The sequence below is a fragment of the Marinitoga sp. 1137 genome, assembly GCF_001941525.1.
Taxonomy (GTDB): Bacteria; Thermotogota; Thermotogae; order Petrotogales; family Petrotogaceae; genus Marinitoga; species Marinitoga piezophila.
On the sequence record NZ_CP009471.1, the window covers coordinates 1,855,295 to 1,880,363 of the forward strand.

Consider the following 25,069-nt stretch of genomic DNA (forward strand, 5'->3'; position numbering starts at 1 on the left):
CCCTCAAGGAGGGTAAAGCATGGGTAAAATGACTTCTTCTTTCAAAAGGAAAATCGCAAAAATAAAGGTAGGTATAGCTTCACCAGAAAGAATTAGAGAATGGTCATTTGGTGAAGTAAAAAAACCAGAAACTATTAATCACAGAACATTTAAACCAGAAAGAGATGGACTTTTCTGTGAAAAAATATTTGGTCCTGTAAAGGATTACGAATGTAACTGTGGAAGATATAAAGGTAAAAAGTATGAAGGAACAGTATGTGAAAAGTGTGGAGTTAGAGTAGAGTCAAAAGAAGCCAGAAGAAGAAAAATGGGGCATATTGAATTAGCTGCTCCTGTAGTACATATCTGGTTCTTAAAATCATCTCCATCTATTTTATCAATATTATTAAATATACCTGTAAAAGAATTGGAAAACATAATCTACTACGGATCAAAAAGGGTAGTAGAAAAAATATGGCTTATTACAGATCCAAAAGACACAGATATGTTCGATTATGGAGATCTTCTCCATAATACAGAGTATGAAATATTTAAAGAAAAAATGGATTTTGATGTTGAACAGGCAGTAAAAGTATTACATGTAAAAGAAAAGCCTGTTGCTAAAAGATCCGGTGTAGTAAGCATTGAAACAGAACTTACACAGACAAAACATGAAATCACATGGGTTAAAATAAAAGATGAAAACGGTGTAGAAGAAAAATGGCCAATCTTTGAAGGTGCAACATTATACGTAGAAGATGGTGAAGAAGTAGAAGAAGGAACACAACTTGCAGATACATTCTTATATGAAGAAGAAATATTAACAGCAAGCGAATATTTAATATTTGAACAATTCTATCCATCAGCAATAGAAATAGAAAGAGATATAGAAAGAGATACACCTATACTTGTAATTACAGAAATTGATCCTGAAATTCAGGAAGAAATTGGAAAAGGTATAGGTAGCACATTATTACAGGAAGAATATGAAGCATATAAAGAGTTATATCATGACAGAATAACAGCTGATTATGGTGGAGAAGCAATAAAGAAGCTTCTTAGAAGTTTAGATTTACATGAATTAAAGATTCAGCTTGAATCAGAGTTATCAAAATTAGACAAGAAAAGCGCAAAAGCTTTAAAATTATTAAAAAGATTAAAGGTTGTAAAAGACTTCTTAAAATCAGGTAATAAACCTGAATGGATGATTATAGAAGCATTGCCAGTAGTTCCGCCAGATATCAGACCATTAATTCAAATAGATGGTGGAAGATTTGCAGCTACAGACTTAAACGACTTATACAGAAGAGTTATCAATAGAAATAACAGATTACAAAAATTATTTGAAATAGAAGCACCAGAAATAATTGTTAGAAATGAAAAGAGAATTCTCCAGCAGGCAGTAGATTCATTAATCTATAATGGCCGTGTTGGAAAAGCTATGACAGATAGAAGTGGAAGGCCTTTAAGATCATTGACAGATTTAATTAAAGGTAAAAAAGGAAGATTCAGAAGAAATCTTCTTGGAAAACGTGTGGATTACTCAGGAAGGGCTGTTATTGTTGTTGGTCCTGAATTAAAAATCCATGAATGTGGTCTTCCAAAGAAAATGGCAATGGAATTATTCAAGCCGTTTGTTCTCAATAAATTACTTAAAGATTCAAATGCATCAAGTAAAAACGCAAGAAAATTAAAGAAAACAATTATTGAAAAGGAAATGCCAGAAGCATGGGAAATGCTTGAAGAAGTAATAAAAGGTCATCCTGTATTATTAAACAGGGCACCTACATTGCATAGAATTTCAATTCAGGCATTTATCCCAAGATTAATTGAAGGTAATTCAATACAGTTACATCCATTGGTATGTCCTCCATTTAACGCAGACTTTGACGGAGACCAGATGGCTGTACACGTACCGCTTTCAAATATAGCTCAAGCTGAAGCTAAATTCTTGATGTTATCAAGATACAATATCATATCACCTGCAAATGGAAAACCAATATCCATGCCAGGTAAAGATATGATAGCTGGTGCATATTACCTTACAACAGTTGATCCAAAATACTTTGAATCAAGAAAATTACCTTCAAATATAAAAGACTTTGAAAATAAAGACACAATAAAATATTTATTTAATGATGAATTACACGCATTATACGTTCATGAATATGAAAAGGTAATAAAAAATGAAATAGTTGTTGAAGATAATGAATTGAGATGGGAAAAACCAACACTCATACTCCATGAACCAATTGGATTGTATCTTGACGGAAAATTAATCAAGACAACAGTTGGAAGATTGATCTTCAAGGAAATATTGCCAGAACCAATTGGAAGATTTAATCCAGATTTCAACAAAATATACAAGAAAAAAGAAATCAAAAATCTTATATTCGATACATTTAAATACCATGGAATTGACAGAACAGCAGACTTGCTTGATGATATTAAATTCTTAGGATTCCACTATGCAACATTATCAGGATTAACAATATCTGTAAGGGATATAGTAGAACCAAAAGAAAGAATAGAAATTATCAAAAAGTCAGAACAAATAGTTATGGAAATTGAAAAGTATTATGAAGAAGGTTACCTTACAGATGATCAAAGATATAAAGAAGTAGTTAAAGTCTGGGAAAAGACAATAGCGGACGTTACAGAAGTAACAAGTAAAGAATTTAGAAAATATCCATTTAATCCTGTATGGATGATGGTTGACTCCGGTGCAAGGGGTAACATTGACCAGTTAAAACAGCTTGCAGGTATGAGGGGTCTTATGGCTGATCCATCAGGTAAAGTTATTGAGTTACCTATTAAATCAAACTTTAGAAATGGTCTTTCTGAACTTGAATTCTTTATTTCAACACACGGAGCTAGAAAAGGTTCTGCAGATACAGCATTAAGAACATCTACAGCAGGTTACCTTACAAGAAGACTTGTAGACGTTGCACAATCAATTACAGTAACAGAACCAGATTGTGGAACATCAAAGGGTATAGAAGCAAGAGAATTAATAGCAGACGGATTGAGAATAGAAAAACTTGCAGATTATCTCTTTGGTAGAGTACTTGCATCAGATGTTGTAGACCCTGTAACAGATGAAATAATTGTAAATCCAACAACAGGAAAGAAATATGTAAAAGATGTAATGTTAGATGAAGAAGATGCAGAATTCCTTGCAAATTACAGATCAACAATTCCTGTTTATGAAGTACATGAAAAATTAAGCGTAGATAAAATCAATCTTTACTTATACAATATTCTCAATAGTGATGTCCTTGTTGATGGAGAATTATTATATGCAAAAGGAACAGTAATAGACAATGATATAATAGTTTCATTAAAACAGCATAATATAAAAGAAGTTGATGTAAAAGAATATAAAGTAGTTAATTTCGTTCATGTAGGTGATGCAATTAAAGTTGAAGATGAAAACGGAAAGATTATCACACTTGCAAATTATCAGGAAAAAATTGATGCTGATACAGCAAGAAAATTAGAAAGATATAATATAGAAACAATAGAGGTAAGACCTTCAATCTATGTAAGATCAATCTTAACCTGTGAGGCAGAACATGGTGTTTGTGCTAAATGTTATGGTATGGATCTTTCAAACCACAAAATAGTAAATATAGGTGAATCTGTAGGTATCATAGCAGCACAGTCTATAGGTGAACCTGGAACACAGCTTACAATGAGAACATTCCATACAGGGGGTATTGCTACAGCAGGTGATATTACCCAGGGTCTTCCAAGAGCAGAAGAATTATTTGAAGCAAGAAAGAACTTAAAAGGTCCTGAAGCAGAATTCTCAACAGTAAAAGGTATAGTAAGAAAAGTGAACAGAGATGAAAAAGGAAGACTTGTAATTATTGTTGAAGATCTAAAAGGAGAACTATATACATATATAGCAGATCCTAAGGTTAAACCAACAGTAAATGAAGGTGACAAGGTTGAACCTGGCTACAGATTAACTTCAGGTAATATAAAACCAAGAAGATTACTTGAAGAGCTTGGTGCGGAAGTAACCTTTGATTACCTATTAAAAGAAATTAAAAAGATATATGCTGAACAGGGTGTTGAAATTCACGATAAACACTTTGAAATAATAATCAAACAAATGTTCAACAAAGTTGAAATAACATATGCTGGAGATACAGACTTTATGCCAAAAGACCTTGTAAACCTCAAAACAGTTGAAAAGGTAAACAAACAAATCTATGAAGCAAATAAAAAGGTTGAAGAAAACAGAGAAATGGCAATAGGTAAAAAATTAGCAGAAAAAATCATTGTAAAAGTTGATGAAGAGAATGAAACAATAGGAGAAATAGGAGATACAGTAACAGAAGAATTATTAAATAGAATAATTGCAGCTGGAATAAAAGAAATTGAAGTATTCAAATCAGAACCTCAATTACTCGAAAATGAAGATGAAGAAATTAGGCTTGTTGGAGAAAAAGAAACATTATTAATTGCGCCAAAAGAACCAGCAAGATACGAAAGAAAACTTTTAAGAATAACAAAATCATCTCTTGAAAGAGAAGGTTGGTTAGGTGCAGCATCATTCCAGCAAACAGTTCAGGTATTAACAGAAGCAGCATTAGAAGGAAGAGAAGACTACTTATTGGGATTAAAAGAAAATGTTATAGTTGGACAGCCAATTCCAGCTGGAACAGGATTAAAAGCATTCTTAGAATCAGAAATCTCAATATTCGAATTACCAACATATCCAACAGAAGATACAAAAACAGATGAAAGCGAAAGCGCAGCATCATAATAGATAATAAAAAAGGCTCGGATTTTTCCGAGCCTTTTTTGTAATTAATACATAATTTCTTCCCATTCATCTAACCAATTTTCAAGATTCTTGTTCAATTCTTCTGAATCTATTGTTAAAACCTTTTCAGGAACAAGAGCATACTTAAATGCTTCAGGAAGTTTTACGTTAGTTACCGGGAACATCCACTGATTTAAAGGCACTTCTTTTTGAAAATCATCAAACAATAAGAATTCAATAAATCTTTTTGCAAGCTCAGGATTCTTTGTTCCTTTTACAATACCAGCGCCTTCTATTTGTATATAAGCTCCCTCTTGAGGAATAAAAGCTTTATACTTGGTGCTCTTATAATAATAATATGAATAAGCGCCATCTGTAGCATAACTTACCATCATAGGCGCTTCACCAGCTTCAAATTTTGCAAAGGCTTCTCCCCAACCTGGTGTAACTGTTAGTATTGCTGGTTTTAACCTTTTCCAGAAATCTTTCCATTGATCTTTATATACTGCTATTGTCCATAACAAAAATGCCTGACCTGTACTGGAAGTTCGTGGATCCTGAATAATCAATTTCTTTTTTAACTTTGTTAAATCTTCAAAACTTTTAGGAACGGATTTTAATTTTTCTGGATCATAAACAATAGCAATTGCACCATAATCATATGGAATTAAATGATAACTTTTATCATAGATTAAGTCATCTTTTATCTTTGAAATATTTAAAGGTTTATATGGCATTACCAGATCTTCATTAATGGCCAACACAGAAAGCGACTGATCAAGACCAATAACTACATCAGCCTTTGGATTTTTCTTTTCAAGTTTAAGTCGTGAAAGCAAAGTTCCCCCGTCTCCAAGAACAACAACATTTACATCTACGTTATACATATTTTCAAATTTCTGAATAACCCCTTTCTTAATCCAGTCCAAACTGTCATAAACATAAACAGTTAGACTTTTTGCAAATAGCCAAGAATATAATAATAAAACACTTAAAAAAACAATACCCTTTTTCATGCACTCACCTCCAAATAATAAATTATAATTTTTAAAAGAAAAAACGCCTTCCGGCATGGAAGGCGTGATTGAATTATCCTTTTTACCGCACTCCCTACGCCGGTATTACCCGGATCAGGTGCTGGGGTCTAAGGCTTCCACCTTAATCTCAGCTGCGGTATCAGCAGCTCCCCCGGCGGGTTACTGTATTAACTTACAATTTTATTATACTCATCAATTACTAAAAAACTGTATAAATTAATAATTTTTAGAAACATAAAGGTTAATTTTTCTTGAAATATTTGACTGTATAGTCAGTCAGTTTTTTGATATATAAAATATCGGATATCTCTATTTTTAAGGTAATAGTAAATTGACCGTTCAGTTTTATGACTTTTTATGTCATAATTGAAACAAAATGAAAAAAGTATTATAATAATATTGACCGAACAGTCAGTCATGTATGAGGTGGTAATATGAATAATGACCGTAAAGAAAATTATAAAGAAGCTAAAAGAAAAAGCATAGCAGAAAAAGCTCTTAATTTAATAATAAAAAAGGGATTGTCCAGTTTTACCATGGATGAAGTAGCAAAAGAGGCTGGAGTATCAAAAGGAACATTATATCTATATTTTGATAGCAAAGATTCATTAATAATAACGGCATTTTCCATACTTGTTGAAAGGTTAAAAAAATCACTTGAAATTATGATTCCTGAAAATACTTCAAAAGAAGAAAAAGCACGTGCAGTAATAAAATTATATGTGAAAGTATTAAAAGAATTTCCATCAGATGATTTATTAAGATTATTTGAGATATTAATTAATTCTATACATAATAAAAATAGAGCTAAAGAATTAACCAATTTATTTCATGAATATTATTCTCAACTATTTGAAATGTGGGAAGAATTTGTGCCGTCAAAAACCGCTGCAGTTGTTTTACAGGCTATGTTTGATGGTATAAGTATATATAAATCTGTTGGAGTTGAGTTTAAAGAAGGGGAATTATGTGAAGCTTTTGAATATATAATAGGAAAAATAATTTCATAAAGGAGGGATTTTATGAAAATCCTTGATAATATGAAAAACATGATGATGAAACAGGCTTCAAAATTGGTAACAAATGTTGTTAGAAACTCAGAGGTTGAAGATCTTGCAAAATTATTGAGAACACTGGAAAAATTTGCAAAAGAACCAACAAAAAGCGGTTTAAGGAAACTTGCCGAAGGCGCTGAAAGAAAAGATCCAATGCTTGTAAAATGGTCAGAGTTATTCAAAAAAGCCAGTCCAAAAGTTGTAGAAAAGATAATAAACAATCTTATTATCAATGAATTTGCAGTTGGTGAAAAGGTAAGGCAGGAAAAAATGCATGAATATGAAGTTGTTCTTCCAAAACTTGCTGTTATAAGTCCAACGTATGCATGTAATTTAAGATGTGTAGGTTGTTATGCAGGACTTTATGGTCATAAATATCAACTTTCAAAGGAAGAAATATTTAGCGTAATAAGACAATTCAATGATCTTGGAATATACTTCTTCATAATTACCGGCGGTGAACCATTTATTTATCCTTACTTATTCGATGTTCTTGAAGAATTTAATGACTCATATTTCATGATTTATACAAACGGTACATTAATAGATGAAGAAAAAGCAAAAAGACTTGCAGAACTTGGAAATGCAACATTATCCGTATCTGTTGAAGGCTTTGAAGAAATGACAGATTGGAGAAGAGGAAAAGGTGTATTCAAAAAAGTATTAAATGCATGGGAATTATTAACCAAACATGGAGTAATATATGGAGCTTCAATTACTGCAACAAGAAAGAATCATGACCTAATTACAAGCGATGAATTCTGGAACTTCTTAAAAGAGCACAATGTTGCATATGCATGGATATTCCAGTTTATGCCTGTTGGAATGGATCCAACAATGGATCTTGTTCCTACACCAGAACAGAGATATGAAAGATTCCTTATAACAGAAGAAAAGAGACTTAATGGAGACTTTGCATTTGTTGCAGACTTCTGGAATCACGGATTCTTAACTCATGGTTGTTTAGCAGCTGGTTCAAAATATTTGCATATTAATGCAAAAGGTTATGTAGAACCATGTGTATTCCAGCAATTTGCAGTAGATAGCATTAGAGAAAAGAGCATTATAGAAATATTAAAATCACCATTCTTTGAAGCATATAAGAGAACAATACCATATTCAAACAATCTCTTTAGACCATGTCCAATTATAGACAATCCACGAGTATTAAGATCAATGGTAAAGAAATTCAATGCAATTCCACAGCATTCAGGAAGCGAAAAAGTCATAACAGAATTGGCACCAGAACTTGATAAACTTGCAGAAGGCTGGAAAGAATATGCGGATAAGTTATGGTATGAAAAGGGATATGCAGAAAAATATCCAGCAAAAAGAGGTATATATAATTATGAAACACGTATGAGAAGATATGCAGATAACGAAGAAAAACTTGCTCTTGATAAAAAAGCATAATAAATAAAAAACAGCTGAGGTATTTAAACCTCAGCTGTTATTTTTTGTGGGAATCTCAATTCAATAGTTGTACCTTTTCCAACTTCAGATTCAACATGAATCCTTCCCATTAGTTTTTCGATTAAACGTTTTACAATTGCCAGACCTAAACCACTACCGGGTTTATTTTTAGCCAATCTAACAAATGGTTTGAATATATCATTAAGTTTGTCTTCTGGAATTCCAGGACCTGTATCTTTTACCACAATAACAAACTCTTTTGTTTTATTATCAAATGAAATATGAACATTTACATATCCCTCGTCAGTATATTTTATAGCATTTCCAACGATATTTACAAGTATTTGCTTCATCTTTAATGGATCGGTTTCTATCATCTCAGGGATATTATTTTCAAATTTAATATTTAATTCCACTTCTGGTGAAAGTTGTGGCTCAACAATAGATATTGACTCATAAACAAGGAATTTCAAATGAACCTCAGTAAAGTTCATTTCTTCTTCTCTATTTAATTTATTAAAGGTTGATAAATCAGAAATAAGGGAGTTCATATGTTTTGAGCTGAGATAAATACGTTTTACAAGATCGAAAATTTCTTCTGTTGTTAAATTATCCTTTCCCCTTAAAATACTTTCAGAATACCCTAAAATAGCAGTTAAAGGTGTTCTAACCTCATGTGTAATAAAACTTAAATATACACTGTTCATTTCATTTGCTTTCTTTTCCTCATCACGAAGAGATTTTAAAGTTAAAAACGTTGAGGCAAAACTTCCAAATATTTTTAAAGATTTTTTAGCAGTTTCACTGAACTTTTTAAGTCTGAAATTATCAACATATATATGCCCTTTAATTTCATCTCCAACCTTTAAAGGATAAGCAAGGGTAATCATATTTTCATGTTTTTCATGTAATTGTTTTACATTTTCATGGAAAATTCTCGATGGATTCTTAAATTCCTTAAATGCATCGATTTCGATAATATCCTGAACATCCATATATCTATAAATATATGAATCTTCAAGAGGAACTATAAGTTTTTCAACAATATCTTCATCGTAATTATAACCAACAACGGCCTTATATAATGTATTATCTATAAGCCAGATTGTCCCGGCTTCAGCTTCAGGGATACTTTTAATAGCAACAGACAATAATTTTTTCATAAATTCCTTTTCATTTTCTTCACCGGTTAATTGTGAAGAAAGTTCTGCCATTAACTCAAAATTAGATAAAATATCGTTTTCGCAGTCCATGTTAGGTGCCCCCCTGTATAAAAACTCACACATTTTAAAATTATAACATATCTTTTTTCATAATCAAAATGTTAATGAAAAAATTTTCAATGTATTTTTAAAATCATCTATAATTCTTGCTGTTAAGCCCCATATAATTTTGTTTTCGTAAAGATAAAAAAGTGTTTTATAATATCCCTTTCTCCAATTATAATTCTTGCCATTTGGAATTAAATGATAAGGATAATCTTCTGGTGGTTCCATTTTTATATTTACCTTATACTTCAATGGTTCATTATTTAAGAAAAATTTTAAAGGAACAAAAAAGTACTCTTTCACTTCTTCATTAGGTCGAATATCAGAAATATCAAAATCTTTAATTTCTATAAGAAATGGATATATAACAAAATTAAAAGGTGTAGTAAAATAATCAAGTTGAGAAATAAAATTCACCTTTTCTTTTTTAATCCCCAATTCTTCATTTAATTCTCTTAAAGCAGCATCATATATTTCTTCACCTTTTTCAACAGCGCCTCCTGGCAAACTTACCTCGCGAGGTTGAGGTAAATGATCTGCACGAATTTCAAAAACAATATTTACCTCATTATCTATTTCCACAAGAGGTATTGTTACAGCAAATCGTTTAAATTCAGAAATCAAATCTGGTTTATAATCTTTATAAATATTTTTGATCTTTTCTATATTCATAATGTAAAGAATAGTCCTTTCTTTTTTGTTGTATATTCTAAATTAAAAGGAATTATAAATGTTTCATATGTTTCAAATTCCACAAAAATTCCAGGTCCTTTAATAGTTTCACCATTATCTTTTTCAAATATAGTAAAATATTGCGTTTTAAATTCTTTTGGTGAATTAGCAATTACAAATGGACAATTCTTCAAAGCATTTTTACCTTTTTCAACATGAATTTCCCTTGGCCTTCCCCAATCATATAATCTATATGTAAGATTTGAAGTTTGTTGAATTTCAAGCAATTTTGAATCTGGACCAAGTGTATGAACAACTCCTGCTGGAATAAATAATAAATCATTTTTATTAAGTATAGTTGGTTTAAAAACTTCATCCCAATTTTCAGATTCAATAGCTTTTTTATTTTTCTCAACATCATTAGAAATAAAAATTTCATTCTTTTCATTTAAAAAATACCATGCTTCAGTCTTTCCCCATGGTTCATTTTCAGCGTTTCTTGCAATATCATCATCTGGATGAACCTGAATTGAAAGCCATTGAGTGGTTGATATTAACTTTAACAATAACGGAATACGAGGTAATTCCATTCCAAAAATATCTTTTATATATTCAGAAGGCTTTCCATAAGAATTATTTGATTCCATACCATAAAGTTCCGTTTCATAACCCTCAAATCCGGAGAATAACCATACTTCTCCTATTTTATCCATATTTTCAATATTAAAATCTTTATTTAAAGAAAAATCACCCCATACCTTTTCAACAAAAATAGGTTTTGACTTTAATATTTCATCAAACATATAAATCACCCTTCATAATATAATTTTTATTACTACATAATAATATTATATCATAAAAAAAATTACTCATGCGGTAAAATCTCTTATAAAAAAGTGTATCATATGATATAATTTATCATATAAAATAATTTGAAAAACAAACAATAAAACAGGAGGAGTTATATGTTAAAAGCATACTTTTTATTGCTATTTGTAACCTTCATCTGGGGAAGTACATTTCCTCTAATAAAAATGACAGTTGGAGAAAATGATGTTTATATCTTTTTAACCTTAAGATTTGCAATAGCATCATTGCTTTCATTTCTAATCTGGAAAAAGCAAAACTTTAAATACGGTATGATAATAGGAATATTCATTGCTCTTGGATATATTACACAGACAGTAGGACTAACCTTAACAACAGCTTCAAAAAGCGGATTTATAACATCATTATATATAATCATGGTTCCATTTTTTTCGTATCTTGTAGAAAAAGAAAAAGCGCATTTAAACCATATTATAGCATTACCTTTTGCAATTACAGGTTCTTATCTATTATCAGGAGGAATTTCAGGATTTAATTTTGGCGATTTTCTCACATTATTATGCGCAATATTCTTTGCATTATCAATGGTATATATTACAAAGTATTCAAAGATAGAAAAAGAAACATCATTACTTGGATATCAATTCTTATTTGTTGCAGTATTAAATGGTGCATTATCATTAACAAAACCCATTCATATAACTCTTCCTATGATTGGCACAGCATTGTTTACAGCAGTTCTTGCTACAATATTTGCAACACTTGTACAATTAAAATATCAAAAAGTTGTTTCCACCAATACCACAGCATTTATATTTATTGGAGAACCAATATTTGCAATGCTATCATCATTTATAATATTGCACGAAAGAATGACGTCAACACAAATAATAGGCGGAATAATACTCATTATAGCTCTTGTAATTGCATCATTAAACTTTACCAGAAAAACAAATAAAGAGAATTATATTGAAAAAGGAGTTGAAGAAGAAATATGAAAAAAATAGTATTAATACTTATAGCTATACTTTTAGTATCTTTTAACGGTTTTGCTAACTTTTCCTTTAACTTTATTGCAGATTATACAATTACCAATTCAGCTACAAGCGATTATCTTCAACTAATTGGTGGATATTATTCAGACAACTTTGAAGCAATTATAGACTTTCCGGTAAGAAAAGATGGAAAATATGTATTTACAGACCATTCATCCTTTATACTAAACCATTATTTCTTAATACAGCAGGGATATTTAAAGGTTTATTTTAATAAAGATTTTTATTTAAGAGTTGGTCAGAGCCAGTTAAAAGATACAATAGATTCAAAATATGCATTATTTATAAATCAAAATATTTATAAAACCAATATAGAACTATCATTTGAAAATGACAACGCCTTTTATAGGGCCTTCTGGGTACCATTAAATGAATATTCGAAATACGGTTATCCAGATAGAGGAATGAATTTTAAAACCTTTGGGATAAAATTTGGCAATTTTAAAATTGGTTATGAAGATTCTGTTATATATACAGATAGAACTGTAGATATCTATTATCTATTTTCACCATTTCCTGTGCCTATTATTCAGGCTTATAAAAATTCAATGATTGCACCCTGGGGAGAATATGTAAACGACAATTCTATTGTGGGATTATTCATGGAATACGATAATCAAAAATATAAATATTTCCTTCAGGTTCTTGCTGATGACTTAAATATGAATAGATATTTTGATCCAGACTCATATCAAAATCCCGATAAGGTTGCATGGTCCACGGGATTAAATATCAGGACTAATTCTGGAAAGTTTGGTATTTATAATGCTGGTGCAACAAAATACACATATGAAAGGCTTCCAAAACCATATGAATATACGCAATACCCAGCGTCTGTATATCCTGGCGGAATTATAGATTACAAGGACAATTATATTGGATATTTATATGGTGAGGATTCATTATCCACATTATTAGAGTACGAAAATACATTTGATAAATTATGGTTGAAAGCCAGTGGAGAATATGTAATATCCGGTTCAAAATCGCCACATGATCCATGGCATGAAGAATCTAATTATATTCCTGGAACACATTTTTTAGAAGAAAAAGTAAAAGAATATATGTATAGCTTTGAAACACAATTAAAATATCAGCTAACTTCAAACATTCTTTTAGGAACAGATTATAAATACACTAAATATATAAATAAAATAGCATTAGTTGATGATTTATACTGGAAACCACAGAAAGGAGTAAATGAGAATATTAACTCTTTTTCTATGTATTTCATTATTAACTTTCAATTTTAAAGAGGTGAAAACCTTTGAGATATAATCGACATGAAATCCTATTTGGAAGAGATTTTGAAAAAATAAGAAACTCAAGTATTATGGTTTGTGGTGCAGGAGGTTTAGGAAGTAACGTTTTAATGCAAATTTCAAGATTAGGTGTAAAGAAAATACATATATATGACAATGGAATTCTCGATGAACCTGATCTAAATAGACAGATATTATACGATATTGAAGATATTGGAAAAAAGAAGGTTATTGCTGCAAAAGAAAAGTTAGAAAAAATCAATCCAGAAGTAAAGTATTATATATATGATGAAAAAATAACAGAAGACACTAAATTCCCTGATGTAGATATAATAATAGATTGTCTGGATAACTTTGAAGGTCGTAAAATAATTGATAAAAGAGCATTTGAAAAAAATATTCCTTATATTCATGGTGGTGTGGAAGGGGATTATGGGCAGGTAACAGATATTATTCCCGGGAAAACAAAGCGACTATTTGAAATCTTTGGAGATATTGAAGATACAGGAGAAACAAAATATGTTGTTCCATATGCAGTGTCCATAATAGCTTCAATTCAGGTAAGTGAAGCCATAAAAATTATCACAGGAGATTATGAAAACGTACTTATAAACAAATTAATGATAATGGATTTAAAATATAATACATTTGATATAATAGAAATAAACTAGCCTTTCCAAAACGGAAAGGCTAGTTTATTAAGTTTTTTATTATATTCATAAAAAAATCCCGGCTAACGCCGGGATTGTATTAATTTAAATCCAGATTAAAATTCTACTGAACCTTTTACGTATGCGTACCAGTGCATATCTTCGTCATTAGCGCTGAATTTGCCGTTGTATGTACCAGCAACAACACCAAAGTTGAAGATTGAGTATTCATAATCTGCAGTTACTGAGTAACCCATTGCATTATCATTGTTTGTGTCATCTTTATCTAAGTCGTAGTATACATCTGCAGCAACTGTTACATTTTCTAATGGAGTTACTGTTGCATTTACATTTACATTAGCAATGTAATCCATGTCTTTACCTTTTTCCATTGTAATAGCTGATTTTAATAATGCTGATAATGAAACCATATCCATATCGTAACCAGCTGAAACATTTACAAATGCATATTGTGTATCATCTTTTACTAATGAGTAGTAATATGTATCTTCTACACCTAATGTTAATCCAGCTACATTAACTGATAAGTCTAAACCAGCTTCGATCTGTGTTGCATCTGAACTTGTAGCTTTTGTAGCTTTTTCTTCAATAATAGCGAATTTCTGTGATGTATAACCTTTATCTTTTGTAGCTTTTGCAGGTGTCTGATTGATTTTGTTAAAGAATTTAACGTGTGGTGTTAATGATAATAATTCACCTAAAGCAAATTCATTTGAGTATGATAATGTAAGAACATATTCTTTATCTAATTCATGTTTGCTTTTTGCTGTGTAATTTTTGTAAACTGCTGTAATATCTGTAGCATCTTCTGTTTTTGTTCCGTCGTCATAATCTGCACTTTTACCAACAGCTACTTCTGATGTATATGTTGTTTTTGTAGCCTTTAAAGTAGTTGTTTTTATTGAAGAAACAAAATCTCCACCAGCATTTGACATTCCATAGTGAGCTGATACTGATAAACCAGCAACTACAGCAAAGTCAGCTGAGAAGTCTACACCATAGAATGGAGCTGTATATGAAGCACCGCTTAAAAGTGTTAAATCATCTAATTTCCATGTTGTTTTTGTATATGTGTATGTTGATGTTCCTGTTAATGCAACGCTTTCTTTAGCTGCAGGTAATTCCCATTCTTTTCCTGATGCATCGAAGTAACCTAATACTTCAGCGTCTTTTGAGAAGTAGTTAACTCCGTAATTACCAGCAACGCTAACATCTGAGAATATTGAATCTAAACCAAATTTTGCAACTGGTAATGCGTATTCTACTGTTAATGAGTAGTCAGCAAATTCCATTTTTGCATCTTTAACAGCTTTTGTTTTATTAACATAATCTTTTGCACCTAAATCTTCTAAAGTTACTGATAAACCAGCAACTGCTGCAGGTTCAATAGTTAATGCGTTTTTAGCCAAGGATAAATCGAATAATTTACCTTCAAATGCAACACCGCTTACTGTAACATCTGAACCATCCCATTCCCATGCTGCTGTCCATGTTCCATCTGTTGTTGCTGCTTCAAAAGTTCCTTCTGCACCCCATGTTCCGCTACCAGCTGGGCCAGCAACTAAATCAAAACCATTTTCATCAAATACTAATTCGAAGCTTGCTGATCCACTAACTGTAAGTGCAGGATTAGCAAACATAGCTACGGATAATAATGCTACTAAAAACACCAATACTTTCTTCATTCAAACAACCTCCTTAAATATAGTTTTGTTTTGACTTAAACTGTAATTATTCTATCATAACTCTGCAAAAATGTCAAGTCTTTTTTAACATTAAATTAATTAATCACATGTTTTACTTATTAAAATACAAATGCTAATACAGCTGCTAATACTGCTGCTCCAATTCCAACCATGGCCATGGTATTTGCGGAATTAGCTTTTTCTTCTACTGCATTTATTTTTTCTGTGTTAGCATTAACATTTCCTTCAATTGTAGAAACTTTTGTATTTAAAGAATCAACTGAATCACTTAAATCTAACATATCTTCAACAACCATATCTGCATTATTAAATGCTCTGTAAGCAACTTTCGTTATTGTTTCTAACTTTGTAGAAACCTTGTTTAATTCTTCTGAAAGTTCTTTAACTTTTTCAACATCAGCTTTTTTAGCAATTAAAGCTTTTAATTCTTCATGAGCTTTTACATTTTCACCTGATACATAGTCAAGATCGCTCTGTAATGTTTCTAATTCTTCCCATAAACCATCAATATTTTCTGTGTTTACAGAAACATCATCAGTATTTTTGCTTAATGCATTTTCAAGAGAAGTTACTCTATCTCCTAAATCAAGAACCATGTATTTTGTTTCCAATAATTTTCTTGAAGTTTCACCTTTAAGTTTTGATACATCACTTTTTACTGATAAAGCATCATCTAATTTTTTGTTTAATAATTCCATAACTGTTTCTACTCTTTTTATATCTTCTGCTTTTGCCAATACAGGGTCGTTTTCAATGTAAGTTAATGTGTCTGATAATAATTCAGCAACTTCAGCTTTTGTTAAAACAACATCTGGATTGAAGTTATCTTCCATAGGAAGAATACCTCTGTTTGCTAAATCCATAACGTATTCATATGCCCAGTGATCCTCTGGAACATCAACAAACGCAAATGAATAGATACCAAAAAGTACTAATGCCATTACTAAAAGTGCTTTACGCATACGCTCTACCCCCTCTTTTAAATTTTTGAATTTTAAATAGTTGTTAATACACACTATTTATATTATACTATAAATTTTTTTAATTTTTTACTTTGTTTTGAGGTTAAAAAACCTTCTTTTTCCAATTCTTAGAATGTCATTGTCTTTAATTTCCAATAATTGGAAAGGATCATTGATTTTCGTTTTATTTATTCTAACTCCACCCTGCTTTATTAATCTTTTTGCTTCACTTTTACTTGAAATTGAATTCGTTTTCATTAATAAATCAATAGCTGTTATTTCTTTTTCAACTGTTAATTCTTCCATTTCATCGGGAATATCCTTTTTCTGGAAAACTTTTACAAATTCATTTTGAGCATATTCCGCCTTTTCTTTTCCATGGAAGAATTTTACAATTTCATATGCGAGTTTCATTTTTATGTCTCTTGGATTTACGGAATTTTCTTTCATTTGTTTTTCATATTCTTTTATTTCGTTTTCTGGAACATCTGTGGCAAGTCTCATATACTTCAATATTAATGTGTCAGGAATAGACATTACTTTTCCATACATATCAAATGGTTCATCTTCAAATGCAATGTAATTATCATATGATTTACTCATTTTTAGATGGCCATCTGTTCCCTCAATTATAGGCATTGTTAATACAATTTGTGATTTCTGGCCATATGCTTCCTGAATTTTTCTTCCAACCAATAAATTAAATAATTGATCAGTTCCCCCTATTTCAATGTCAGACTCAACCATTACTGAATCATATGCCTGAGCAAGAGGATATAAAAATTCAGATACGCTAATAGGTTCATTGTTTGCAAGACGTTTGGCAAAATCATCTCTTTCAAGCATTCTTGCAACGGTGTAATGTGAGGAAAGTTTAACTACATCGTGGAATGTCATTTTGTCAAACCATTCACCATTATATCTAACCTCTGTTTTTTCTTTGTCTAAGATTTTAAATGCCTGTTTTTGATAGGATTCTGCATTTTTCTTTACTTCTTCAAGGGTGAGCATAGGTCTTGTTTTTGATCTTCCTGAAGGATCACCAATTCTTGCAGTGAAGTCACCAATGATAAGTACAACTTGATGGCCTAAATCCTGAAATTCTCTTAATTTTTTTAATACTACAGCATGACCAAGATGTAGATCCGGCCTTGATGGATCTACTCCTAATTTAATTCTTAATTTACTTTTTTCTTTAAGTCTTTCCTTTAATTCCTCTTCATTGATTAAATCAACTGTGTTTCTTTTTATTATCTCAAGCTGCTTTTCTACGTCCACTACTTAATCACCTCGCAAGAAGTGCAGTAACTATAAATGAAGAAATCATAAACAATACTCCTGTCCATAATGCCATTTTTGCAGCTGGATCAAATCCTTTTTCTCTACCGAACATTGTATGAGCTGCACCTGAACCAAATGCTCCACCAAGTTCGGCATTTTTCTGCATTCTGTGTAATGCAAAATAGATTAAAGCAATGGATAAAACTATATGTACTATAATGGCTAATACTGTTAATGCTGACACAAAAAATTCCTCCTTTTTTCGTATTCTCAAAAAATATTATACACTAAATCTCTATTTAATTCAAGTTAAAATTAAATTTCAGTTAATTGATATGATTTTTTCTGAAAGAGGTGGATAAAATTTTTTTTGATTTTAAAAGATGTGACATATTATATAAATATAATATTGTTAAAATTCACTTGAAATCATAATAAATAATTTTAGAACGGGGGTGAAAAGATGCCAATTTATAGATATGTTTGTCAGGAATGCGGTCATGAATTTACTGTAATGCATGGAATGAATGAAACTCCTGAAGTTTTTTGTGAAAAATGCGGTGGAGTTGCTAAAAAAGGTATAGGAAGAGTGGGTATTGCATTTAAAGGAAGCGGTTTTTATATAAATGATTCAAAGTCATCTTCAACTTCTAAATCTACGACATCGACAACTGGTAGTAATAGTAAGTAATAAACAAAACGGTCCAGATAAATCTGGACCGTTTTTTAATCCCCCAATAATTTTGTTTTATTATCTTCTCCCCTTGCCACCTCTTTTCTTATCAAGTCTTCTTGAATACTCAGAAAGTTTCCTGTCGCTGTCTTTTAAGAATCTTGAAAGTTTCTTTTCGAATTCTTCATCTTTCTTTTCTTCCTGAGCATCTTCAGTTTTTAAGGAGAGTTCAACTTTTCCGTCTTTTGTTTTTCCGATAATTTTTCCTTCGAGTTCCTGTCCAACCTTTAAAAAGTCTGAGATGTTCTTTACGTAGTCATTTGAAATTTTAGAAATGTGAATAAATCCTTCTTCACCAGATTCTAATGTAACAAAAGCTCCGAATTTTTTAATGTCTTTTACCGTTACTTTCACAGTTTCCCCAAATGCCGTACTTTTAGTCACAAATACTACCTCCATAATAAAGTGATTTATAAATGATTAATATGGGAGGTTAACCTCCCACTTATGAGTTAAGGAATTTAGCATACTTATTCTTAAACTTCTGTACTCTACCTTCTGTGTCGATGATTTGTGAACTTGTTTCACCAAGGTAGAATGGGTGACAGTGTGAACAAACATCAACACGGAAATTATCTTCTGTACTGTAAAGTTGATGTTCTGCTCCACATGCACATTTTACAGTAATAAGCTTCATTTCTGGGTGTATCCCTTTTTTCATGTTATTCACCTCTATATTATAATTTTTTTGTCTGAGCAAATTATAACATATTCTCCTTTCTTAGTCAAGGAAGTATTTATATTTTAATAAACAATTGTATTAAATTTTAATGTAATTCTATTACCAGTATTTCTGGTGATGAGAAAAGCCTTATATTAAACCATGCTCCAAGGCCTCTGTTTATATACATGATTTTATCTTTATCAAGTTCTTTTTTTCCTCTTAAATAAAAGGCATATTTTTTTAGTATTTTTTTTGTTAAATAAGGAATGTATATCTGTCCGCCATGTGTATGACCGGCAAGGATGAGATTTGATTGATCAAAGACTTCTTTGTTATAAAATATTGTGTCTGGGATATGTTCGAGGGTTATTGTGTAGCTTGCTGGTGTTGTGTCGATTCTGGTTATTTGTTTATATATAGGAAGCCCTATTAATTTTAGATTTAATTCTTTTATTTTAAGTATAGTGGTATTGTCATTTATTATGTGAATGTTTTTGTTGTTGTAGGCATTATTTACTTTATTTATATCATAGTAATCCCAATTTCCATATATTAAATAAACAGGTGCAATTTCACCTAGCAATTTGAAAAAGAGGGTTAAGTCTTTTTGTTCTGTATTTTTTATTATAGAGTCTCCGGTATATAATATTAAGTCAGGATTTTCTTTTTTTATTTCATTTAAAATCTTGTCATGAAAAAATATGTATTTATACATATGCAGATCGGTAATATGTATTATTTTTATATTTCCATTATATTCAGGAATGTCAATGCTGAGATAGCTTTTTTGCAAAGAAAATGGTTCTATTATTATTGAGTATATTGATATAATTATAATTAATGAGATAAAAGCTTTAAAATTCTTCATGTTTTGCTCCTTTCCGTAGATACATCTTAAATTTGTTTTGATAATCATAAATATTCAATTCTAAGATGAGATGATTGATAATGATTGCACAATATCCTGTTTATTATTTTATGTTAAAAATGATAAAATAAAATTACGACAATATTAAATATAGGGGGAGATAGTTATGGACACAGTGACAATTTTAGATTTAGATGGAGAAAAGATTGAAATAAATACAGATACAGTTTTTCCTGTAATGCTCGCAGAAGTTATGTATGAAGGAGATTTAGATTTGTTAATGGCAGACTTAAAGTCGAATAAGAAGTTAATGAACGAAGCAAAGAAGATAAAAATACTTGCTGATAATATTCCTGGAATTTCTTCAAATTTTGTTACCCAGCCTTTCATTTTCTCCGAATTTCTTGCTTATTTAAAAGAGTTTGATTTAAAACCTTCTGATTTTAATCATGCCACGCTTAATGAACTTTATGATATAATTCTTGATTATGCAGACCATCACAATTTCGATGAATTAAAGGAAATTGTCAAGTTTATGATTGAGATCGATCCAAATTATACACCAGCATATGAAATTTTAGGTTCTGTGCTTGTTGAAGAGGGGAATCTTGAAGAAGGAAAGAAATATTTGGAATTGGCTGTTAAACAGGATCCATGGAATATAGCAGCATTGTCAGAATTGGGAGAAACATATTTTAATCTTGGAGAATATGAAAAAGCCGCAGAGATCTGGTTAAAAGAAGTTGAGTTAATGCCAGAAAATACGGTAACATATTTTATGATTGCTGATGCATATAGGCAATCAAAGAATTTTAAGAAAGCTGCAAGAATATTGGAGAAATTTTTAAATAAATATCCAAAGAGTATTCTGGCAAAATATGAGTTAATAGATATTTATAGAAAACTTGAAAGAACTATTGAAGCTGATGAATTGCAGGAAGAGATTGCAAATTCCCAGCCTGAATATGTGAGTGATGTTGAAATCTGGGCAAAGGTAATGTTCCAGAATGGAAAGTATGAAAATGTTGAGAAGTTTATTAATAAGTTCCTTGATAAAAATAAAGATTATGAACATTTTAGAATTTTATTGGCTATACCGATGTTAAAAACTGGGAAAAAAGAAGAGGCAAAATTGCTTATTAGGGAAATGAAGGAAAAGTATCCATGGTATTATTATGGTATGAAAAATATTCTGGAGGAGTTGCTTGAAGGTAATGAAAGAGATATTTTACAGGATTAAAGATGAAAATAAAATTAATAATTTATACTTACTCCCGATTTTATCGGGAGCTCTTTTTGTTCTTTTATTATATGGACTTTCAATGGATTTTTTTGTTTATATTATAATAATGATGATAGGAATTATAGACTTTAATACGTTTTTAATACCGGATATTTTAAATTATGCAATTTTATTTTTAGGTGTTATTTTTAGCTTTTCAGCGAAAAATATCTTCGTTGCCATATATTTGTATTTGACATTATGGATATTTGTTAGAAAAGGAAAGTTAGGGAAAGGTGATCAAATACTGCTTGCAGGAATTGGGATGTGTTTTGGCGAATCGGTTTTTGATATTATGTTGATTTCCTTGTTGATAGCGTTATTTTATCAATTAAAAAAGGGAAAAGAAAAGGTTCCATATGGATATTTTGTATCCATAGGAACCGCATTATATCTTATTATTAATAAGTTCTATCCATTCTCCATCATTTAAGTTTTCTGGTAAGGTTATATTTCCTATAGCAATTCTTTTGAGATCAATTACTTCAAGCCCAACAGCTTTCATCATACGTTTTACCTGATGAAATTTTCCTTCGGAGATTTTAATTGTAATTTTTTGGTTTTCTACCTTTTCTATTATTGCAGGTTTTGTGGTAAAATCCTTTAATTTGATTCCTTTTTTTAATTTTTCCAATTTTTCTTCAGTAATCTCTCCTTTTACTATTACTTCATAGGTTTTGTAAATGTCTTTTTTGGGAGAAATAATTTTATGTATATATTCACCGTCATTGGTAAGTATTAATAGACCATGTGCATCTTTATCAAGTCTTCCTGCTATTTTTAATTCATTTTTATATGGGTGGTTTATTAATTGAAGGACGTATTTGTCTTTTTTATCGTATGTTGCTGAAAGGTAGCCTTTTGGTTTGTTAATTATAATATAAATGTTTTTGTGTGGTATTATTTTTTTGTTATTGACCGTTATTTCATCGTTTTCTGAGACTTTAAATTCGGGCTTTTTTATTGTTTTACCGTTTACTTTTACAACACCGGCTTTAATAATTTTTTTTACTTCAGAACGTGTTCCAACCTTTGCATTTGCAAGGAATTTATCCAATCTCTCCATTAAAATCTTCCTTTTGTTACCGATGAATATACGTCTTCCAGGGATATTTTCATTTGTCTGAAGGAACATTTTATATTTTTATCTTTTAATAATTTTTCAAATTCATTTATTTTTAATGGAGTTTCTATAATTGCTGTTGTTGAGGAAATAATTTTTAATCCAAGTATATTTTCATTGTTTTTAAGTTCTTCAATATCTTTCAGGTATTCCTGAGATTCCAGCTCTATTTCTATAATGGAGAGTTTGTCTTCAAATTTTTTCATGAGGTTTATCATTTTATCGTATTCAACGATTTTTCCATCAACAATAATAGCAACTTCTGAAGCTATTTGTTCAACTTCCCACATATAATGCGAAGAAATGAGTATTGTCTTTTTGTTTTTAATATTTTCATCCAATATATATTCTCTTATAAATCGAGATGTTTCAACGTCTATAGCTATAGTTGGTTCATCTAAAAGAAGTAATTTTGGATTTTTTATTAAAGAACGGGCTATATTTAATTTTTGTTTATTTCCAGATGAAAGATTTTTTGTGAGTCTGTTTTTATATATTGAAAGTCCAAAATCTTCCAGTAATTCAATTGCTCGTGATTTTAAATCGTCTCTTACATTGCTTATTTTTCCAAATAAAATTAAATTTTCATATGGTGTAAGCTCATCTTCAAGAACTGTGTAGTCTGATACAAGGCTAATAATTTTTCTTACTTTATCCTTTTCTTTTACAACATCATATCCAAATGCTTTAACGCTTCCTGATGAAGGTAATATTAATGTAGAGATGATTTTCATTAAAGTGGATTTTCCTGCACCGTTTGGTCCTAATAATCCGACAATTTTTTGTTCGTCAACTGTAAAGTTTATATTGTTAAGAGCAATCACATCTCCAAATTTTCTTGTTACGTTTTTCATTTCAATGGCTTTTTCCATACTTTATTACCTCACATGTCGTATTTTAAATTCTTTCTTAATCTTCTTTCAAGATCGCGTTTTGCAATATCTTCTCTCTTGTCATATAATTTTTTACCTTTAACGAGAGCTATTTCTACCTTTACAAGCCCTTTGCTATTAATATACATCTTTAGAGGAATTATTGTTAATCCTTTTTCTTTAACTTTTTGATCCAGTTTTAATATTTCATATTTATGCATAAGCAATCTTCTTGGCCTTTCTGGATCGTGATTGAAAACAGAAGCGTTTTTATATTGACTAATATGAGCGTTGTATAAGAAAATTTCCCCTTTTTCTATTTTGCAAAAAGCATCTTTTAAATTTACTCTTCCATCTCTAATGGATTTCACTTCTGAACCCAAAAGTTCTATTCCCGCTTCATATTTTTCAAGAATATGATATTGAAAGGTTGCCTGTTTGTTATTGGCGACTATTTTCATTTATGATCCTCCATTTCTGAGCTTAATTTTTCTGAGAATTCATTTTTCCTTCTTATGGCTCTATTGATTCTTTCAGCGCGTTTTTTACCTATACCCGGAACGTTTATTAATTCATCCATGTTTGCTTTCATTAATGTTTCGAGATTTTTGAATGTTTCAACAACATTTCTTACAATAATTGAAGGTATTCTCGTTGAATATAATAGTCTAAATCCTCTTGGAGTTACAAAGAATTCTTCAAGGTCATTTTCTGTTTCTATATCATACCCAAGTTTTTGAGAGATTAGTTTCATATTTAAAAATTCTTCTGTTTTAAATCCGTCAAATAATTTTAAAGCTTCCTGGGGATATTGGAAATCGAGAAGATCTTTTGAATAATCCATAATTAATGCTCCAAGATATCTTGGAGTGATTCTATATATTTCATTTATTTCCAATTTTGAACTTTCTGCAGCTTCTCCAAGTTCGAGAAGGTATTTTTCTGCTTTTTGAGCTACTTTTAATGTCATGAATCCTTTTGATATTGCTTCAACAACTGTGGATAATATTACCCTGTTTTCCATTTCTGCAATATTAATTTCTGAAAGCAATTCAAAGAAGCTTTGCTTATATCTTTGTGCAACGGCTATTTCCTGGTTTAAACGAGGAAGGATTATAGTTTCTGGATATAGTACCCTGCTGTTTGTACCGTAATATATTGAAACCTGATTTCTTCTTTTTGAAACTGCTATGAGTATTTCATCTGTTTGTTTTGCCATTCTTTCTGCCGTTCTATGCCTCATGCCAGTTTGAAAACTCGGAATATTACTTGAAGGATTTAATTGAGCATTTGCATATAAGATTTTTGTGGCATCTTTATTTAAAACAATTGCTCCATCCATTTTTGCAAGTTCATACATTCTCTCCGGCTCAAATTCTGTATCTATAACAAAACCAAGCTGGATTAATCCTTTGCTTAAATGTTCTTCTGCATTATCAGTTAAGAAAATTAGGGCTCCTAAATTAGCTGAAATTATAAGGTCTATTCCATCCCTTAATTTTTTACCAGGAGCAAGTAATGAAAGTATGTCTGTAATGTCGTTTTTTGGAGTCATTATATC

24 protein-coding genes and 1 riboswitch are annotated in these 25,069 nt (G+C 30.5%); of the genes, 9 read left to right on the forward strand and 15 right to left on the reverse strand.

Features of this window, described 5'->3' with window-relative positions:
- Positions 1 to 19: 19 nt before the first annotated feature.
- Positions 20 to 4,756 carry a DNA-directed RNA polymerase subunit beta' gene (locus LN42_RS08870; protein WP_014297177.1) on the forward strand — a complete coding sequence of 1,579 codons (4,737 nt, stop codon included), beginning with the start codon at positions 20 to 22 and terminating at the stop codon, positions 4,754 to 4,756.
- A 44-nt stretch (positions 4,757 to 4,800) separates the two neighbouring features.
- Here LN42_RS08870 and LN42_RS08875 read toward each other — a convergent pair whose 3' ends face one another.
- Positions 4,801 to 5,772 (reverse strand): thiamine ABC transporter substrate binding subunit, encoded by a 972-nt coding sequence (locus LN42_RS08875; protein WP_075780818.1) that lies wholly within the window; start codon positions 5,770 to 5,772, stop codon positions 4,801 to 4,803.
- A gap of 73 nt (positions 5,773 to 5,845) precedes the next feature.
- Positions 5,846 to 5,956, reverse strand: a riboswitch (TPP riboswitch).
- 271 nt (positions 5,957 to 6,227) lie between these two features.
- Here LN42_RS08875 and LN42_RS08880 point away from each other — a divergent pair.
- Both LN42_RS08880 and LN42_RS08885 read left to right on the forward strand, forming a co-directional pair.
- Positions 6,228 to 6,803 carry a TetR/AcrR family transcriptional regulator gene (locus LN42_RS08880; RefSeq protein WP_014297179.1) on the forward strand — a complete coding sequence of 192 codons (576 nt, stop codon included), beginning with the start codon at positions 6,228 to 6,230 and terminating at the stop codon, positions 6,801 to 6,803.
- Between the two features lie 12 nt (positions 6,804 to 6,815).
- Complete coding sequence (locus LN42_RS08885; RefSeq protein WP_014297180.1) at positions 6,816 to 8,261, forward strand: radical SAM protein; 1,446 nt, start codon at positions 6,816 to 6,818, stop codon at positions 8,259 to 8,261.
- Between the two features lie 23 nt (positions 8,262 to 8,284).
- On the opposite strand, the gene LN42_RS08890 is transcribed toward LN42_RS08885, so the two are convergent.
- The 3 genes from LN42_RS08890 to LN42_RS08900 all read right to left on the reverse strand — a co-directional run bounded on the left by LN42_RS08890 (position 8,285) and on the right by LN42_RS08900 (position 11,004).
- Positions 8,285 to 9,514, reverse strand: coding sequence for a HAMP domain-containing sensor histidine kinase (locus tag LN42_RS08890; RefSeq protein ID WP_075780706.1), 1,230 nt, complete (start codon positions 9,512 to 9,514; stop codon positions 8,285 to 8,287).
- 63 nt (positions 9,515 to 9,577) lie between these two features.
- Positions 9,578 to 10,201, reverse strand: coding sequence for a CoA pyrophosphatase (locus LN42_RS08895; protein WP_075780707.1), 624 nt, complete (start codon positions 10,199 to 10,201; stop codon positions 9,578 to 9,580).
- On the reverse strand, positions 10,198 to 11,004 hold the full coding sequence (locus tag LN42_RS08900; RefSeq protein WP_014297183.1) for a type I phosphomannose isomerase catalytic subunit: 807 nt from the start codon (positions 11,002 to 11,004) through the stop codon (positions 10,198 to 10,200). The genes LN42_RS08895 and LN42_RS08900 overlap by 4 nt, the downstream gene beginning before the upstream one ends.
- Before the next feature lie 162 nt (positions 11,005 to 11,166).
- On the opposite strand from LN42_RS08900, the gene LN42_RS08905 reads away from it, so the two are divergent.
- The 3 genes from LN42_RS08905 to LN42_RS08915 are packed head-to-tail and all read left to right on the forward strand — an operon-like array spanning position 11,167 to position 14,017.
- Positions 11,167 to 12,027 carry a DMT family transporter gene (locus LN42_RS08905; protein WP_075780708.1) on the forward strand — a complete coding sequence of 287 codons (861 nt, stop codon included), beginning with the start codon at positions 11,167 to 11,169 and terminating at the stop codon, positions 12,025 to 12,027.
- Complete coding sequence (locus LN42_RS08910; protein WP_075780709.1) at positions 12,024 to 13,337, forward strand: hypothetical protein; 1,314 nt, start codon at positions 12,024 to 12,026, stop codon at positions 13,335 to 13,337. The genes LN42_RS08905 and LN42_RS08910 overlap by 4 nt, the downstream gene beginning before the upstream one ends.
- A 14-nt stretch (positions 13,338 to 13,351) precedes the next feature.
- A complete protein-coding gene (locus tag LN42_RS08915) occupies positions 13,352 to 14,017 on the forward strand; it encodes a HesA/MoeB/ThiF family protein (protein WP_075780710.1) in 666 nt (221 codons plus the stop codon).
- 95 nt (positions 14,018 to 14,112) lie between these two features.
- On the opposite strand, the gene LN42_RS08920 is transcribed toward LN42_RS08915, so the two are convergent.
- The 4 genes from LN42_RS08920 to secG all read right to left on the reverse strand — a co-directional run bounded on the left by LN42_RS08920 (position 14,113) and on the right by secG (position 18,210).
- Positions 14,113 to 15,702 (reverse strand): hypothetical protein, encoded by a 1,590-nt coding sequence (locus tag LN42_RS08920; RefSeq protein WP_014297187.1) that lies wholly within the window; start codon positions 15,700 to 15,702, stop codon positions 14,113 to 14,115.
- A 119-nt stretch (positions 15,703 to 15,821) separates the two neighbouring features.
- Complete coding sequence (locus LN42_RS08925; RefSeq protein ID WP_075780711.1) at positions 15,822 to 16,685, reverse strand: S-layer homology domain-containing protein; 864 nt, start codon at positions 16,683 to 16,685, stop codon at positions 15,822 to 15,824.
- A gap of 87 nt (positions 16,686 to 16,772) precedes the next feature.
- A complete protein-coding gene (tyrS, locus tag LN42_RS08930) occupies positions 16,773 to 17,963 on the reverse strand; it encodes a tyrosine--tRNA ligase (RefSeq protein ID WP_014297189.1) in 1,191 nt (396 codons plus the stop codon).
- Positions 17,964 to 17,970: 7 nt separating this feature from the next.
- On the reverse strand, positions 17,971 to 18,210 hold the full coding sequence (gene secG / locus LN42_RS08935; protein ID WP_014297190.1) for a preprotein translocase subunit SecG: 240 nt from the start codon (positions 18,208 to 18,210) through the stop codon (positions 17,971 to 17,973).
- Between the two features lie 219 nt (positions 18,211 to 18,429).
- Here secG and LN42_RS08940 point away from each other — a divergent pair, with 219 nt between their 5' ends.
- Entirely contained in the window at positions 18,430 to 18,657 is a 228-nt protein-coding gene (locus LN42_RS08940; RefSeq protein ID WP_014297191.1) for an FmdB family zinc ribbon protein, read from the forward strand.
- Between the two features lie 60 nt (positions 18,658 to 18,717).
- Here LN42_RS08940 and LN42_RS08945 read toward each other — a convergent pair whose 3' ends face one another.
- From LN42_RS08945 to LN42_RS08955, 3 genes are all read right to left on the reverse strand, one after another.
- Positions 18,718 to 19,098, reverse strand: a complete 381-nt coding sequence (locus LN42_RS08945; RefSeq protein WP_050899165.1) for a S1 RNA-binding domain-containing protein — start codon at positions 19,096 to 19,098, stop codon at positions 18,718 to 18,720.
- Between the two features lie 46 nt (positions 19,099 to 19,144).
- Positions 19,145 to 19,360 carry a 50S ribosomal protein L31 gene (gene rpmE / locus LN42_RS08950; RefSeq protein ID WP_014297193.1) on the reverse strand — a complete coding sequence of 72 codons (216 nt, stop codon included), beginning with the start codon at positions 19,358 to 19,360 and terminating at the stop codon, positions 19,145 to 19,147.
- 106 nt (positions 19,361 to 19,466) lie between these two features.
- On the reverse strand, positions 19,467 to 20,231 hold the full coding sequence (locus tag LN42_RS08955; protein WP_014297194.1) for a metallophosphoesterase: 765 nt from the start codon (positions 20,229 to 20,231) through the stop codon (positions 19,467 to 19,469).
- Between the two features lie 166 nt (positions 20,232 to 20,397).
- Between LN42_RS08955 and LN42_RS08960 the strand changes: the two genes are divergently transcribed.
- Together LN42_RS08960 and LN42_RS08965 are read left to right on the forward strand one after the other, a co-directional pair.
- Complete coding sequence (locus tag LN42_RS08960; protein ID WP_075780712.1) at positions 20,398 to 21,471, forward strand: lipopolysaccharide assembly protein LapB; 1,074 nt, start codon at positions 20,398 to 20,400, stop codon at positions 21,469 to 21,471.
- Entirely contained in the window at positions 21,446 to 21,946 is a 501-nt protein-coding gene (locus LN42_RS08965; RefSeq protein WP_156865427.1) for a prepilin peptidase, read from the forward strand. Before LN42_RS08960 ends, LN42_RS08965 begins: the two co-directional genes overlap by 26 nt.
- On the opposite strand, the gene LN42_RS08970 is transcribed toward LN42_RS08965, so the two are convergent.
- The 4 genes from LN42_RS08970 to disA are packed head-to-tail and all read right to left on the reverse strand — an operon-like array spanning position 21,902 to position 25,063.
- A complete protein-coding gene (locus tag LN42_RS08970; protein WP_014297197.1) occupies positions 21,902 to 22,579 on the reverse strand; it encodes a pseudouridine synthase in 678 nt (225 codons plus the stop codon). The two genes, LN42_RS08965 and LN42_RS08970, sit on opposite strands and share 45 nt — an antisense overlap.
- Positions 22,579 to 23,508 carry an ABC transporter ATP-binding protein gene (locus tag LN42_RS08975; protein ID WP_014297198.1) on the reverse strand — a complete coding sequence of 310 codons (930 nt, stop codon included), beginning with the start codon at positions 23,506 to 23,508 and terminating at the stop codon, positions 22,579 to 22,581. The genes LN42_RS08970 and LN42_RS08975 overlap by 1 nt, the downstream gene beginning before the upstream one ends.
- Positions 23,509 to 23,519: 11 nt before the next feature.
- Positions 23,520 to 23,969 (reverse strand): SsrA-binding protein SmpB, encoded by a 450-nt coding sequence (gene smpB / locus LN42_RS08980; RefSeq protein ID WP_014297199.1) that lies wholly within the window; start codon positions 23,967 to 23,969, stop codon positions 23,520 to 23,522.
- Complete coding sequence (disA, locus tag LN42_RS08985; protein WP_014297200.1) at positions 23,966 to 25,063, reverse strand: DNA integrity scanning diadenylate cyclase DisA; 1,098 nt, start codon at positions 25,061 to 25,063, stop codon at positions 23,966 to 23,968. Before disA ends, smpB begins: the two co-directional genes overlap by 4 nt.
- Positions 25,064 to 25,069: the final 6 nt, after the last annotated feature.